General features: G+C 71.4%; 11 protein-coding genes. 9 read left to right on the top strand and 2 right to left on the bottom strand.

Features of this window, described 5'->3' with window-relative positions; genetic code table 11:
* The first annotated feature begins 680 nt into the window (after positions 1-680).
* The 3 genes from ACIRS4_RS20105 (at position 681) to mfd (ending at position 7,812) form a co-directional block, all read left to right on the top strand.
* Entirely contained in the window at positions 681-1,469 is a 789-nt protein-coding gene (locus ACIRS4_RS20105) for an ABC transporter ATP-binding protein (protein WP_404197519.1), read from the top strand.
* Positions 1,466-4,045: an ABC transporter permease gene (locus ACIRS4_RS20100; protein ID WP_404197516.1), complete on the top strand. Its 2,580-nt coding sequence runs from the start codon at positions 1,466-1,468 to the stop codon at positions 4,043-4,045. The genes ACIRS4_RS20105 and ACIRS4_RS20100 overlap by 4 nt, the downstream gene beginning before the upstream one ends.
* Positions 4,046-4,278: 233 nt before the next feature.
* Positions 4,279-7,812, top strand: a complete 3,534-nt coding sequence (gene mfd, locus ACIRS4_RS20095; protein ID WP_404197513.1) for a transcription-repair coupling factor — start codon at positions 4,279-4,281, stop codon at positions 7,810-7,812.
* Between the two features lie 77 nt (positions 7,813-7,889).
* On the opposite strand, the gene ACIRS4_RS20090 is transcribed toward mfd, so the two are convergent.
* Entirely contained in the window at positions 7,890-8,075 is a 186-nt protein-coding gene (locus tag ACIRS4_RS20090; RefSeq protein WP_404197510.1) for an antitoxin, read from the bottom strand.
* Positions 8,076-8,299: 224 nt separating this feature from the next.
* On the opposite strand from ACIRS4_RS20090, the gene ACIRS4_RS20085 reads away from it, so the two are divergent.
* Both ACIRS4_RS20085 and ACIRS4_RS20080 read left to right on the top strand, forming a co-directional pair.
* On the top strand, positions 8,300-9,085 hold the full coding sequence (locus ACIRS4_RS20085) for an HNH endonuclease family protein (protein ID WP_404197508.1): 786 nt from the start codon (positions 8,300-8,302) through the stop codon (positions 9,083-9,085).
* A 76-nt stretch (positions 9,086-9,161) separates the two neighbouring features.
* Positions 9,162-9,905, top strand: a complete 744-nt coding sequence (locus ACIRS4_RS20080) for an N-acetyltransferase (RefSeq protein WP_404197505.1) — start codon at positions 9,162-9,164, stop codon at positions 9,903-9,905.
* A 14-nt stretch (positions 9,906-9,919) separates the two neighbouring features.
* Here the strand turns inward: ACIRS4_RS20080 and ACIRS4_RS20075 are convergent, their stop codons facing one another.
* Positions 9,920-10,297 carry a hypothetical protein gene (locus ACIRS4_RS20075; protein WP_404197502.1) on the bottom strand — a complete coding sequence of 126 codons (378 nt, stop codon included), beginning with the start codon at positions 10,295-10,297 and terminating at the stop codon, positions 9,920-9,922.
* Positions 10,298-10,499: 202 nt separating this feature from the next.
* On the opposite strand from ACIRS4_RS20075, the gene ACIRS4_RS20070 reads away from it, so the two are divergent.
* The 4 genes from ACIRS4_RS20070 to ACIRS4_RS20055 all read left to right on the top strand — a co-directional run bounded on the left by ACIRS4_RS20070 (position 10,500) and on the right by ACIRS4_RS20055 (position 14,702).
* Positions 10,500-11,330 carry a glycoside hydrolase domain-containing protein gene (locus ACIRS4_RS20070; protein ID WP_404197499.1) on the top strand — a complete coding sequence of 277 codons (831 nt, stop codon included), beginning with the start codon at positions 10,500-10,502 and terminating at the stop codon, positions 11,328-11,330.
* Positions 11,331-11,476: 146 nt separating this feature from the next.
* Positions 11,477-12,127, top strand: a complete 651-nt coding sequence (locus tag ACIRS4_RS20065; protein ID WP_404197496.1) for a SurA N-terminal domain-containing protein — start codon at positions 11,477-11,479, stop codon at positions 12,125-12,127.
* Positions 12,128-12,234: 107 nt separating this feature from the next.
* On the top strand, positions 12,235-13,269 hold the full coding sequence (locus tag ACIRS4_RS20060) for a nucleoside triphosphate pyrophosphohydrolase (protein ID WP_404197493.1): 1,035 nt from the start codon (positions 12,235-12,237) through the stop codon (positions 13,267-13,269).
* A 122-nt stretch (positions 13,270-13,391) separates the two neighbouring features.
* Complete coding sequence (locus tag ACIRS4_RS20055; RefSeq protein ID WP_404197491.1) at positions 13,392-14,702, top strand: cytochrome P450; 1,311 nt, start codon at positions 13,392-13,394, stop codon at positions 14,700-14,702.
* The last annotated feature ends 83 nt before the right edge of the window (positions 14,703-14,785 follow it).

The raw sequence follows: 14,785 nt of genomic DNA, 5'->3' as shown, positions 1-14,785 counted from the left end.
TGCGCGCGCCGCCCGGCCCTGCCCTCTCGGGCCCGCCGCACGCCCCGCCGCGGGACGTCCGCTGCCCGCCCCCGCCCCCGGCCCGGCCGCGCCCTCCGGCTGCCGTCGTACGCACGCGCGGCGGGAGGCCCGCCGACACCCACGCCGCGCCGTCGGCCAACTCGGGGTTGGCCCGGTCGAGTTGCCTCGCGTGCGGGAACCCGTCACCGCCCCCCGGACCATGCCGTTTCGCCCGCGTCGGCGCCATCGGCCACGCCCGGTCAGGTCGCGGTGGCGAGCCGTGGCTTGACCCTGACGTGACGGCAGGGTGGACCCTGATGCGGAGTCGCGAGGAGGAGGCGACCCCGAGAGTCGCTCCGCCTGGCGGGGGACTTCCCCTAGGGGTGTCTCCGCCTTACGGGTCGGGGAGGGGTCGTACCGACGGAGGACGAGACGGTCCCCCTCTGCTCCTTAACCTTGCTTTATGCCACGGGGGAGGGCCAACCCCACTGGGGGAAGGTGGGGTTAACCCCCCGCCAGGACGGGTCCGAGCACCAGCGCGCCGGACCGGTCCCCGCCGACAGACTGGGCGGCACAGGGACACGACTCACCAGCTCGCCGGCACGACGTGAACCGCGGGACGCAACCCGCACCCGGGACGCCCACGCGTCCCGTCCGCTGATCGATATAGGAGACATACCGTGACTTCGGCTGTGACCATTCCCAGGCACGGGGGCACTGGAGGGCGTACGGCCGTAGCCGCGCGGGCGCGGCAGGTCGTGAAGGCGTACGGGTCGGGGGAGACCCGTGTCGTCGCTCTCGACCACGTCGACGTGGACATCGCCCGCGGCCACTACACCGCGATCATGGGCCCCTCGGGGTCCGGCAAGTCCACCCTGATGCACTGCCTCGCCGGTCTCGACACCGTCACGTCCGGGCAGATCTACCTGGACGAGACCGAGATCACCGGCCTGAAGGACAAGAAGCTCACCAAGCTGCGCCGGGACCGCATCGGGTTCATCTTCCAGGCGTTCAACCTGCTGCCGACGCTCAACGCGCTGGAGAACATCACGCTGCCCATGGACATCGCCGGGCGCAAGCCCGACAAGGAGTGGCTGGACCGCGTCGTCGAGACCGTCGGCCTCGCCGGCCGGCTCAAGCACCGCCCCACCCAGCTCTCCGGCGGTCAGCAGCAACGCGTCGCCGTGGCAAGGGCGTTGGCGGCCCGTCCGGAGATCATCTTCGGTGACGAGCCGACCGGAAACCTCGACTCGCGCGCCGGCGCCGAAGTCCTCGGCTTCCTGCGCAGGTCCGTGGACGATCTCGGCCAGACCATCGTGATGGTCACCCACGACCCGGTGGCCGCCTCCTACGCCGACCGCGTCCTCTACCTCGCCGACGGCCGGATCGTCGACGAGATGCACCAGCCGACCGCCGACCAGGTCCTGGACCGGATGAAGGACTTCGACGCCCGGGGGCGCACGTCATGACCGTCCTGAAGACCTCGATGCGCAACTTCTTCGCGCACAAGGGACGCATGGCTCTGTCGGCCGTGGCGGTCCTGCTGTCGGTGGCCTTCGTCTGCGGGACGCTGGTGTTCACCGACACGATGAACACCACCTTCGACAAGCTGTTCGCGGCCACCTCCTCCGATGTGACGGTGAGCGCGCAGAACGCCTCCGACACCGGCGAGACCACCTCCTCCAACGGCAGACCGCCGGTCATGCCGGACAGCGTCCTCGGCAAGGTCCGCGCGGCGGCCGGCGTGAAGTCGGCGGAGGGCACCGTCTTCTCGACCTCCGTCACCGTCGTCGACGCCGACAAGGACAACCTGTCGCCGTCCAGTGGCGCCCCCACCATCGTCGGCAGCTGGAGCGCCAACGAGGCGCGCACCATGAGGATCACCGAGGGTGCGGCGCCCCAGGGCACCGGCCAGATCATGATCGACGCGGACACCGCCGACAAGCACGGCCTCAAGCTCGGCGACGAGCTCGGCGTGATCACCGCGGTCGGCACGCACACCTCGAAGATCTCCGGCATCGCCGCCTTCCAGGTCACCAACCCCGGCGCCGCGGTGTTCTACTACGACACCAAGACGGCCCAGCAGATGCTGGTCGGCAAGCCGGGCGTCTTCACCAACGTCAACATCACGGCCGCGGCCGGGGTGAGCGACGACCAGCTGAAGAAGAACGTCGCGGCCGCGATCGGCGGCCAGTACAAGGTGCAGACCGCCAAGGAGACCGCCGACGCCAACCGCAAGGACGTCGGGGAATTCCTCAACGTGATGAAGTACGCGATGCTCGGCTTCGCCGGGATCGCCTTCCTCGTCGGCATCTTCCTGATCATCAACACCTTCTCCATGCTGGTCGCCCAGCGCACCCGGGAGATCGGCCTGATGCGCGCCATCGGCTCCTCCCGCAAGCAGGTCAACCGCTCGGTCCTCGTGGAGGCGCTGCTGCTCGGCGTCGTCGGCTCGGTCGTCGGCGTCGGCGCGGGCGTCGGCATCGCCGTCGGCCTGATGAAGCTGATGGGCCTGACCGGCATGAACCTGTCCACCGACGATCTGACGGTGGCCTGGACGACCCCGGTCGTCGGCGTCGCCCTCGGCGTGATCGTCACCGTCCTCGCCGCCTACCTGCCCGCCCGTCGTGCAGGCAAGGTCTCCCCGATGGCCGCCCTGCGCGACGCGGGCGCCCCCGCCGACGCCAAGGCCGGCCGGGTCCGCGCCGTCATCGGCGCCGTCCTCACCGGCGGCGGAGGCCTCTGCCTGTACCTGGCCACCGCTGCCGGCAAGGCGAGCGAGGGCTCCCTGTGGCTCGGTCTCGGCGTGGTCCTCACCCTGATCGGCTTCGTCGTCATCGGCCCACTGCTCGCCGGCGGCGTGGTGCGGGTCCTCGGCGCGATGCTGCTGCGGGTCTTCGGCCCGGTCGGCCGGATGGCCGAGCGCAACGCCCTGCGCAACCCGCGCCGCACCGGCGCCACCGGCGCGGCCCTGATGATCGGCCTCGCCCTGGTCGCCTGTCTGTCGGTGGTCGGCTCCTCCATGGTCGCCTCCGCGACCGACCAGCTCGACAAGACCGTCGGTACGGACTTCATCATCCAGAACGACACCGGTCAGCCCATCACCCCGCAGGCGGTCCAGGCCGCCAAGGCGGTGCCGGGACTGGAGCGGGTCACGGAGTACAAGATCCTCGAGGCCGGCCTCAGGACCCCCGACGGCAAGACGTCCGCCAAGGAGACGCTCAACGCCGCTGACCCGTCGTATGTGAAGGACCTGAACGTCGAGACCGTCGCCGGTGACCTGGCCGACGCCTACCGGCCCGACTCGATGTCCGTGTTCGAGGGATTCGCCGAGGCCCACGGCCTCAAGCTCGGCTCGAAGGTGGACGTGGCCTTCAAGGACGGCGACAAGGCGACGCTCACGGTCCGCGCCATCACCAGCGACGAGATGGTGGTCGACAAGGGCGCGATGTACGTATCGATCGCGACGGTCGCCAAGTACGTGCCGGCCGACCGGATGCCGCTGGACATGCTGGTCTTCGCCACCGCCAAGGAGGGGCAGCAGGACGCCGCCTACAAGGCCCTGAAGTCGGCGATGCACGACTACCCGCAGTACAAGGTCCGCGACCAGACCGACTACAAGCAGGCCCTGAAGGACCAGATCGGCCAGCTGCTGAACCTGATCTACGGCCTGCTGGCTCTCGCGATCATCGTGGCGGTCCTCGGCGTGGTGAACACCCTGGCCCTGTCGGTGGTGGAGCGCACCCGGGAGATCGGCCTCATGCGGGCCATCGGTCTCTCCCGCCGCCAGCTGCGCCGCATGATCCGTCTGGAGTCGGTCGTCATCGCCCTCTTCGGCGCGCTGCTCGGCCTGGGCCTGGGCATGGGCTGGGGCGCCACCGCCCAGCAGCTCCTCGCCCTGGAGGGGCTGAAGGTCCTGGACATCCCCTGGCCGACGATCATCGGGGTCTTCCTCGCATCGGCCTTCGTGGGCCTCTTCGCGGCCCTGGTCCCGGCCTTCAGGGCAGGCCGCATGAACGTCCTGAACGCCATCGCGACGGACTGACCGAAAAACCCCATCGACCCCGGCACCGAGGAGCCACGGGGGGCTCCTCGGCGCCGGGCTTTTCGGCGTCGGCGCGGGGCGGATTCCGGCCCCCGCGCCCCACCCGTCGTCCACAGCCCCCGCACACCACCCCGCCCCGACGTACCCTGGAACACCCCCGGCCCGTGACACGAGTCGGGCCCTTCGCGTTGCTCATCAACTCGCCTCGGACCCCCGGACGGAAAATCCCCTCCATGAGCCTGCACGGTCTGCTCGACGCCGTACTCAAGGACCCCGCCCTCGCGGAAGCGATCCCCGCGGCCGCAGAGGGCAACCGCATGCACGTCGACCTGGTCGGCCCCCCGGCGGCCCGCCCCTTCGCCATCGCCGCCCTCGCGCGCGAGACGACCCGCACGGTCCTCGCCGTCACCGCGACCGGCCGCGAGGCCGAGGACCTGGCAGCCGCCCTGCGCTCCCTGCTGCCCCCGGACGGCGTCGTCGAGTACCCCTCCTGGGAGACGCTCCCGCACGAACGCCTCAGCCCCCGCAGCGACACCGTCGGCCGCCGCCTCGCCGTCCTGCGCCGGCTGGCCCACCCCCGCCCCGACGACCCCGAGACCGGTCCGGTGTCCGTCGTCGTCGCCCCCGTCCGCTCGGTGCTGCAACCGCAGGTCAAGGGCCTCGGCGACCTGGAACCGGTCGCCCTGAGGTCGGGGCGGACCGCCGATCTGAACGAGACGGTCGAAGCCCTCGCCGCGGCCGCGTACACGCGCGTGGAGCTCGTCGAGAAGCGCGGCGAGTTCGCCGTGCGCGGCGGCATCCTGGACGTGTTCCCGCCCACCGAGGAACACCCCCTGCGCATCGAGTTCTGGGGCGACGACGTCGAGGAGATCCGCTACTTCAAGGTCGCCGACCAGCGCTCCCTGGAGGTCGCCGAACACGGACTGTGGGCCCCGCCCTGCCGTGAGCTCCTCCTCACCGACGACGTCCGCGCACGCGCGCGTGCCCTCGCCGAACAGCACCCGGAACTCGGCGAACTGCTGGGCAAGATCGCCGAGGGCATCGCCGTCGAGGGCATGGAGTCCCTCGCCCCGGTTCTCGTCGACGACATGGAGCTGCTCCTCGATGTCCTGCCCGAGGGCGCGATGGCCGTCGTCTGCGATCCGGAGCGGGTCCGCACCCGGGCCTCCGACCTGGTGGCGACCTCGCAGGAGTTCCTCCAGGCGTCCTGGGCGGCCACCGCCGGCGGAGGGGAGGCGCCGATCGACGTCGGCGCGGCCTCCCTGTGGTCGATCGCCGACGTCCGCGACCGCGCCCGTGAGCTGGACATGATGTGGTGGTCGGTGTCGCCGTTCGCCGCCGACCTGGAACTGGAGGCCGACACCCTCCAGTTCGGCATGCACGCCCCGGAGACCTACCGCGGCGACACCGCGAAGGCGCTCGCCGACACCAAGGGCTGGCTCGCCGACGGCTGGCGGGTCGTCTTCGTCACCGAGGGCCACGGCACGGCGGCCCGCACGGTGGAGGTGCTCGGCGGCGAGGGCGTCGCCGCCCGCCTCGACGGCGACCTGACCGAGCTGAGTCCCTCCGTCGTCCACGTCTCCTGCGGCTCGATCGACTACGGCTTCGTCGACGCGGCACTGCGGCTCGCCGTCCTCACCGAGACCGACCTGTCGGGCCAGAAGGCGGCCGGCAAGGACGGCGCGCGCATGCCCGCCCGCCGCAGGAAGACGATCGACCCGCTCACCCTGGAGACGGGCGACTACATCGTCCACGAGCAGCACGGCGTGGGCCGCTACATCGAGATGGTGCAGCGCACCGTGCAGGGCGCCACACGCGAGTACCTCGTCGTGGAGTACGCCCCCGCCAAGCGCGGCCAGCCCGGCGACCGCCTCTACATCCCCACCGACCAGCTGGAGCAGATCACCAAGTACGTCGGCGGCGAGGCGCCCACCCTGCACCGCCTGGGCGGCGCGGACTGGACGAAGACCAAGGCGCGCGCGAAGAAGGCCGTCAAGGAGATCGCCGCCGACCTCATCAAGCTCTACAGCGCGCGGATGGCCGCCCCCGGCCACGCCTTCGGCACGGACACCCCGTGGCAGCGCGAACTGGAGGACGCCTTCCCCTACGCGGAGACGCCCGACCAGCTCACCACCATCGCCGAGGTCAAGGACGACATGGAGAAGACGGTCCCCATGGACCGCCTGATCTGCGGCGACGTCGGCTACGGCAAGACGGAGATCGCGGTCCGCGCCGCGTTCAAGGCCGTCCAGGACGGCAAGCAGGTCGCCGTCCTCGTCCCGACCACGCTCCTCGTCCAGCAGCACTTCGGCACCTTCAGCGAGCGCTACTCCCAGTTCCCGGTGAACGTGCGGGCGCTGTCCCGGTTCCAGACCGACACCGAGGCCAAGGCCGTCCTGGAGGGCCTGCGCGAGGGCTCCGTGGACGTCGTCATCGGCACCCACCGCCTGTTCTCCTCCGAGACGAAGTTCAAGGACCTCGGCCTGGTCATCGTCGACGAGGAGCAGCGCTTCGGCGTCGAGCACAAGGAGCAGCTGAAGAAGCTCCGCGCCAACGTCGACGTCCTGACCATGTCCGCCACGCCCATCCCGCGCACCCTGGAGATGGCGGTGACCGGCATCCGCGAGATGTCGACGATCACCACGCCCCCGGAGGAGCGCCACCCGGTGCTCACCTTCGTCGGCCCCTACGAGGAGAAGCAGATCGGCGCGGCCATCCGGCGCGAACTGCTGCGCGAGGGCCAGGTCTTCTACATCCACAACCGGGTCGAGTCGATCGACCGCGCGGCCGCCCGGCTGCGGGAGTTCGTCCCCGAGGCGCGGATCGCCACGGCGCACGGACAGATGTCGGAGGGCGCGCTGGAGCAGGTCGTCGTCGACTTCTGGGAGAAGCGGTTCGACGTGCTCGTCTCGACGACGATCGTCGAGTCGGGCATCGACATCTCCAACGCCAACACGCTGATCGTGGAGCGCGGCGACACCTTCGGCCTGTCCCAGCTGCACCAGCTGCGCGGACGGGTCGGCCGTGGCCGGGAGCGCGGTTACGCCTACTTCCTCTACCCGCCGGAGAAGCCCCTGACGGAGACCGCGCACGAACGGCTCGCCACCATCGCCCAGCACACGGAGATGGGCGCGGGCATGTACGTGGCGATGAAGGACCTGGAGATCCGGGGCGCGGGCAACCTCCTGGGCGGCGAGCAGTCCGGCCACATCGCGGGCGTCGGCTTCGACCTGTACGTCCGGATGGTCGGCGAGGCGGTCGCCGACTACCGGCGTCAGCTGGAGACCGGCGGGATCGAGGAGGAGCCGCCGCTCGAGGTCAAGATCGAGCTGCCCGTCGACGCGCACGTCCCGCACGACTACGCGCCCGGCGAACGGCTGCGCCTGCAGGCGTACCGTGCGATCGCCTCCGCGAACTCCGAGGACGACGTCAAGGCCGTCCGCGAGGAACTAGTCGACCGTTACGGCAAGTTGCCCGAACCGGTGGAGAACCTGCTGCTGGTGGCGGGGCTGCGGATGCTGGCGCGGGCGTGCGGCGTCGGCGAGATCGTGCTCCAGGGCGCCAACATCCGCTTCGCTCCGGTGGAGTTGAGGGAGTCGCAGGAGCTGCGGCTCAAGCGGCTGTACCCGGGCTCGGTCATCAAGCCGGCCGCCCACCAGCTCCTCGTCCCCCGTCCCAAGACGGCGAAGGTCGGCGGCAAGCCGCTGGTCGGACGCGAACTGCTGGGGTGGGTGGGGGAGTTCCTGGCCACCGTGCTGGGGTCGTAGCCGGCGGGGCGGAGAGCGGGCCGGGGAACCGTCGGCTCTCCGGCCCGTGGTGCGAGACGTGACGCTCGAAACACGCCCTAAGGCTGCTGCTCGGGCGGGCGGTCCTCGTCCATGTCGAGCCGCCGGTGCATCTGCTGCTGCGCCGAGTCGATCTGCGACTCGTACTTGTCGCCCGTCCTCTCGTCGGCCTTCTGCTCGGCGGTGTCGGACATCTGCTTCGCCTTGTCCCGCCCATGGCCCTTGAACCTGTCGAAGATGCCCATGGAGGAGCTCCTTCCGGAGGTGACTCACCCTCGACGATAGGCACCCCCGGACCGGAATGCCCACTTGGGGACGGGTGGTCTGAACCTGTCCCCGCGCCCACCGCTCGCCCACGGTGTACGCGGGACCGGTCAGGGGAAGCCGCCCTGTGCGGGGCGGTGACGGGCCAGGGCGATGGGGAGGGGCGCGCGTGAGGCGTCTGAGGGGCGGGACGGCGAATCAGGCTGTGACCGGAGCGGTCCGCGGACGGGCGGCGGGCGGGGCGGCGCTGGTGCTCGCGGCGCTGCTGACGGGCTGCTCGGGACTCGCCGACGGAGGCGGTGTGCCCGGCGCGTCCGCGTCGGACGCCGGCGGCGGCGCGGGCGGCGGCTCCCCGGCCCACGGGACCAGCCCCCTCGCCGACCCCGACGGCACGAAACCGGGCCTGGGGCCGCTCACCTCCGGCCAGGACGAGGCGACGGCGCGCACCCTGATCGCCAAGGTGCCGACCAAGGGACGCGGACCGAAGACCGGCTACGACCGGGACGAGTTCGGCCACGCCTGGATGGACACCGCCGACGGGGTGCCGTTGGCGAGGAACGGGTGCGACACACGGAACGACCTGCTCAAACGCGACGGTCAGGACGTCGAGTTCCGCAAGGGCTCGAACTGCGTGGTCGTCTCGATGAACCTGTACGACCCGTACACCGGCAAGGACATCGCCTGGAAGAAGGCGAAGGCCGCCGAGGTGCAGATCGACCATGTCGTGCCGCTGTCGTACGCCTGGCAGCTGGGCGCCGCCCGCTGGGACGAGAAGAAGCGGCAGCGGCTGGCCAACGACGTGCTCAACCTGCTGCCGGTGTCGGGCCCCACGAACTCCGCCAAGCGGGACGCGGGGCCGGCGACCTGGCTGCCGCCGAGCAAGGTGATCCGCTGCTCGTACGCCGTGCGGTTCGCGCAGGTGGCGCTGAAGTACGAACTGCCGGTGACCACCGCGGACAAGAGCGCGATGCTCGCACAGTGCGGAGCCTGAGCCGTGGGCGAACCGGTGGAACGGGTCCGGGGAAATCCCTTTTCCCGGAGGCGGAGGCGGCCCCTACGGTTGCCGCATGGAACTGAAGATCTCCTCCATGGCCGAGCGCCCCGAGATGCTGGACTCCGTGTTCGACATGCCCGACACCTGGCCGGAGTTCACGACGCAGGACCTCGTCGGCAACGCTCTCTACGGGCGGATACCCGTGGAGTTCCCGGAGTACGTGCTCTTCGCTCAGGACGAGCGGGGCGAGGTCGTCGCGCACGCCTTCAGCGTGCCGTTCGCCCTCGGCGCCGAGGGACGCGGTGAGCTGCCCGCCCGGGGCTGGGACCAGGTGCTGCTGTGGGCCTTCTCCGACCGGCGGCGCGGGGTGGAGCCGGACACGGTCAGCGCGATCTCCATCGTGATCGCCCCGCACGCCCAGGGAAGGGGCCTGTCCGGGATCATGCTCGAGGCGATGCGGGAGAGCGCCCGCGCCAAGGGCTTCACCGAGGTGGTCGCCCCGGTCCGCCCCAACGCCAAGCACCGCGAACCGCGCACCCCCATCGAGGAGTACGCGCACCGGGTGCGGGAGGACGGGCTGCCGTACGACCCGTGGCTGCGCGTGCACGCCCGGGCCGGCGCGCGCATCGAGCGGATCGCGCCGGCGTCGATGACGGTGGCCGCCTCGCTGGCGGAGTGGCGCCGCTGGACCGGCCTGCCCTTCGACGCCGAGGGAGACGTCGAGGTGCCCGGCGCGCTGGCACCCGTACGCTGCGAGCCGGAACGCGATCACGCGGTGTACGTCGAGCCCAACGTGTGGATGCGGCACCCGCTGTGAGCGTCCGCCGGGCACTACCGTCCGTACGGAGTGCCCGGCTGGTACGGGTAGGCGGGGCCGGCGGCGGCATAGGCCGGCGCCTTCGGGTCGAACACCGCGAACAGCAGCATGCACGTGGCGGTCACCCACGTCACGAAGAGCGCGATCCCCAGGAACGGATCACCGGTGGGCCGGTCGTTGGTGAGCGAGAGCCACGGAATCGTCACCACCTCGTACAGCGCGAAGGCGGCGAGAGCACCCCAGTCCGAGGGGCGGCCCCGGCGGATCGCCACGTACAGGAACGGCACCCACGCCAGCAGGCCCAGCGAGAGCCACACCAGGGCGCTCCAGGCCAGCCGCTGGAACCAGCCGCCCTCCAGCCGCTTCTCCACTCTCGTCGCCGCCGTGCTCACATCGCCCCCCAAGTAGCCAGACGGCAAGGTTAGAGCACGGCCGGACCATGACAGGGCCCCTGTTCTTTACTGTGACCTGAGCGAACCTTGTGGCTGGGCGAAGCAGGTCTTTTCCGATCGCGGGGGTGCGACGGGTTACTGTGCGTTCCGGCCCGGCGAGGGTCGAACAGCAGTACAGAAGCAGATCGACGATGGGGTGGGGATGGCAGAGCACCGGCAGTCCAGGAAGCGCAGATACATCACGTGGGGAGTCGCCGGAGCCGCCGTCGTCGCCGGGGCGGGCATCGCCGCCCAGACCTCCATGGCGGCCACCGTCTGGCCCGCCCAGAAGACCTACACCGGCCGCGCCTTCGACACCTGCACGGCCCCCTCCCTCGCCGCGATGAAGGCCTGGAAGACCACCGGCTACTACGGCGCCGCCGCCGTCTACGTCGGCGGCAAGAACCGCGGCTGCGCCCAGCCCAACCTCACCGCGTCCTGGGTGAAGTCGGTCAACGCCGCCGGCTGGAAGCTCATCCCGATCTACGTCGGCGCCCAGCCGTACTGCCAGACCGGCTCCAGCCCCGAGAAGCTCACCGCCGCCACCGCCGCCTCCCTCGGCGCCCAGGACGCGACGGACGCCGTGGCCAAGGCCGGCGCACTCGGCATGAAGGCCGGCAGCGCGATCTACCTGGACATGGAGCCGTACGACATCACGAACAAGGCGTGCAACGACGCCGTTCTGACGTACGTCCGCTCCTTCAGCAAGACGCTGCGCGCGAAGACCTACCGCGCCGGCTACTACGGCTTCAGCAGCTCCAGCGCCAAGGCGGTCGCCACGGCCGCCGACAAGACGGACCTGCCGGGCAACCTCTGGTACGCGCTGTGGGACAACAAGGAGACGACCACCGCCGACTGGCCCTGGGCCGCCACCCAGTTCACCAACCACAGCCGCGCCCACCAGTACATGGTCAACAGCAAGGAGACCCGCGCCGGTTACACGATCACCGTGGACCGCAACTCCTGGGACGCCCCGGTGGCGATCGTCGGCTGACAACCCCTGAGGGGCCGCGCCGCGCGGCGGTGCCGTAAGTCCCGGTGAATCGTTGGTCGAATGGGTTGGCCACAGCCCCGCCACTGCCTACCATCGATCACCGCAAGACTTTGTGCACCGTCGCACAATCTCCTCGGGAGGCTTCCTTGCACAGCCGCCGTCGTCGCACCGCGCTCCTGCTGTCCGCCGCGATCGTCGCGGCGGGCCCCCTCCTCACCGCCTGCGGCAACGAGGCGCACCCCGGTGCGGCGGCCGTCGTCGGCGGGGAGCGCATCACCGTCTCCCAGCTGGAGGAACGGGTCGACGAGGTCCGCGCCGCCCAGCGCGCCGCCGTCCCCGACGACGCCCAGTACGCCCAGGTCGTCGCCCGGACCGGCACCCTGGCCCGGGACACCCTGCACGGCATGGTCCTCGACCAGGTGCTGCACCGCGCCGCCGCGGACGCGGGCGTCACCGTCTCCCGCAAGGAGGTCCAGGCGATGCGGGCCGGCCTGGAGCAGCAGGCCGGCGGCGCGAAGGGGCTGGAGACGACGTGGCTCCAGCAGTACGGCATCCCGCCGCAGCGCCTCGACGACAACCTGCGGCTCCAGCTGGAGGCGCAGAAGCTCGCCGCCCGGCTCGGCGCGGACACCAGTCAGCCCGCCTTCTGGAAGGTGCTGTCGAAGGCGTCCCAGGACCTCGGCGTCGACCTCAACCCGCGCTACGGCGACTGGGACGTGCGGAAGGTGAGCCGCGTCGACGCCAAGACGCCGTGGGTGCGCGACGTCACGGCGGCCGGGGCACGGCAGACGACCTGACACCGGGCGGGGCACGGCGGAGGGCCTGAGGGAGCCCATCGGCCGACGAACGGCTTGTCGGGTTGTCGTACTGCCGCCTGTGGATGACTCGGGGAGATGCCGGCCGCGTGGGTTACGTTCGGAGGGTGAACGCGATCAGCAGCTCCGCAACGGCCTCCCAGGGCGGTCCCGACTCGTCCCCTGGCCGGGTCGTCCTGCTCACCACCAGCCACCGCGTGGCCCCCGGCCTGCTGTCCTGGCAGGCCTGGGACGCCCTGCGCACGGCCGACCGCGTGCTGTGCGCGGACGGCGCCCACCCCCAGCTGCCGTACCTGCGCGAGGCGGGCGTCGCCGTCGAGGAGACGTCCCCCACCGCGGAGGAGCTCGTCGCCGGCTGCGCCGGCGGGCACACGGTCGTGGTCGTCGCCACCGGCGAGGGCGAGCCCGCGCTCACCGACGGACTGGCCCGGCTGGCCGGCTCCGGCCGCCTCGCCATGCCGGAGCTGGAGCTTCTGCCCGCCTCCTACGACCTCCCCGGCGCCCGCCTCCTGGACCTCGTCCAGGTCATGGACCGCATTCGCGCCGAGTGCCCGTGGTCCTCCCGCCAGACCCACGAGGGCCTGGCCAAGTACGGCATCGAGGAGGCGTACGAACTCGTCGAGGCCATCGAGGACGGCGACCGGGACGAGCTGCGGGAGGAACTGGGCGACATCCTCCTCCAGGTCGTCTTCCACGCGCGGATAGCCGAGGAGGACGAGGAGGAGCCGTTCTCCGTGGACGACGTGGCGGCCACCATCGTCGCCAAGCTCATCCACCGCCACCCCCATGTCTTCGGCGACGCCACGGCGGCGACCCCGGAGGAGGTCAAGGCGCACTGGATGCGCACGAAGGCGGTCGAGAAGCGGCGCGAGTCGGTGACGGACGGCGTCCCCCTCCACCAGCCGGCCCTGGCCCTCGCGGCCAAACTGGCGTCCCGGGTGCGCTCGGCCGGCCTGGAGGTCGGGGTGGAGGCCGCCCGTCCCGACGCCGGGGGCATCGGCTACGAACTGCTGGCGCTGGCCGCCCGGGCCGAGGCGGAGGGCACCGACCCGGAAGCGGCCCTGCGAGCGGCCGCCCGCACGTATCGGGAAGCCATCCGCACGGCAGAGGGCTTGCGGGACTGACCGCAGGGGGAGGGGACAGCCCTGGGAACGGGCGGTTCCTTCGCCGCGCCCGCCGGTGCGGGCGGTCGCTCCGCCCGTCGCCCTCGTGCGGCGCTCGGGCCCGGTGCCGATACCGTCGTGAGGTGAGCAGCCAGACCGATCCGTTCGTTCCCGGGCCCGGACCCGTTCCGGAGCTTTTCAGCTGGGAGTTCGCCAGCGATCCCTACCCCGCCTACGCCTGGTTGCGGGAGCACGCGCCGGTGCGGCGGACCCGGCTGCCCAGCGGGGTGGAGGCGTGGCTGGTCACCCGGTACGCCGATGCCCGGCAGGCTCTCGCCGACCAGCGGTTGTCCAAGAACCCCGCGCACCACGACGAGCCCGCCCACGCCAAGGGCAAGACCGGCATCCCCGGTGAGCGCAAGGCCGAGTTGATGACGCACCTGCTGAACATCGACCCGCCGGACCACACCCGCCTGCGGCGTCTCGTCAGCAAGGCGTTCACCCCCCGCCGCGTCGCCGAGTTCGCGCCCCGCGTGCAGGAGCTCACCGACGACCTCATCGACCGGTTCGCGGCGAGGGGAAGCGCCGACCTCATCCACGACTTCGCCTTCCCGCTCCCCATCTACGCCATCTGCGACCTGCTGGGCGTCCCCCGCGAGGACCAGGACGACTTCCGGGACTGGGCGGGGATGATGATCCGGCACGGCGGGGGGCCGCGCGGCGGCGTCGCGCGGTCGGTGAAGAAGATGCGCGGCTATCTCGCCGAGCTCATCCACCGCAAACGCGAGGCCCTCACAGCGGAACCCGTCCCCGGCGAGGACCTCATCTCCGGTCTCATCCGCGCCTCCGACCACGGCGAGCACCTCACCGAGAACGAGGCCGCCGCCATGGCGTTCATCCTGCTGTTCGCCGGGTTCGAGACCACCGTGAACCTGATCGGCAACGGCACCTACGCCCTGCTCACCCACCCCGGTCAGCGCCACCGCCTGCAGGACTCCCTCGCCGCCGGCGACCGCGCCCTGCTGGAGACCGGCGTGGAGGAACTCCTGCGCTACGACGGCCCGGTGGAGCTCGCCACCTGGCGGTTCGCCACCCGCCCGCTCAGCATCGGCGGCCAGGACATCGCCGCCGGCGATCCCGTCCTCGTCGTACTCGCCGCGGCCGACCGCGACCCGGAACGCTTCACCGAACCCGACACCCTCGACCTGGCCCGCCGTGACAACCAGCACCTCGGCTACGGCCACGGCATCCACTACTGCCTCGGCGCACCCCTCGCCCGGCTGGAGGGCCAGACCGCGCTGGCGACCCTTCTCACCCGTCTCCCCGACCTCCGACTGGCCGTGGAACCCGAGGAGTTGAGGTGGCGCGGCGGCCTCATCATGCGCGGGCTGCGCACCCTTCCCGTCGAGTTCACCCCCGTCGAGCGGGCCTTGCGGGAACACCTAGTGCCGTGACCGGAAAGGTTCACCGGCTCGCGACGCCCGGCACGGTGCCTCGCCGCGTTGTCGCATCACCCGAGTACATCCAGTACACGGGC

This window comes from Streptomyces sp. NPDC101166 (genome assembly GCF_044768125.1).
Classification (GTDB): domain Bacteria; phylum Actinomycetota; class Actinomycetes; order Streptomycetales; family Streptomycetaceae; genus Streptomyces.
The sequence above is the reverse complement of the archived record's forward strand: the minus strand, read 5'-3'. Positions and strand labels throughout refer to the sequence as shown.

What these genes read in the sequence shown, in the direction of transcription:
- ACIRS4_RS20100 (WP_404197516.1), top strand. Translation starts at nt 1,466, where the DNA reads ATGACCGTCCTGAAGACCTCGATGCGCAACTTCTTCGCGCACAAGGGA.
- mfd (WP_404197513.1), top strand. Translation starts at nt 4,279, where the DNA reads ATGAGCCTGCACGGTCTGCTCGACGCCGTACTCAAGGACCCCGCCCTC.
- ACIRS4_RS20090 (WP_404197510.1), bottom strand. Translation starts at nt 8,075, where the DNA reads ATGGGCATCTTCGACAGGTTCAAGGGCCATGGGCGGGACAAGGCGAAG.
- ACIRS4_RS20080 (WP_404197505.1), top strand. Translation starts at nt 9,162, where the DNA reads ATGGAACTGAAGATCTCCTCCATGGCCGAGCGCCCCGAGATGCTGGAC.
- ACIRS4_RS20070 (WP_404197499.1), top strand. Translation starts at nt 10,500, where the DNA reads ATGGCAGAGCACCGGCAGTCCAGGAAGCGCAGATACATCACGTGGGGA.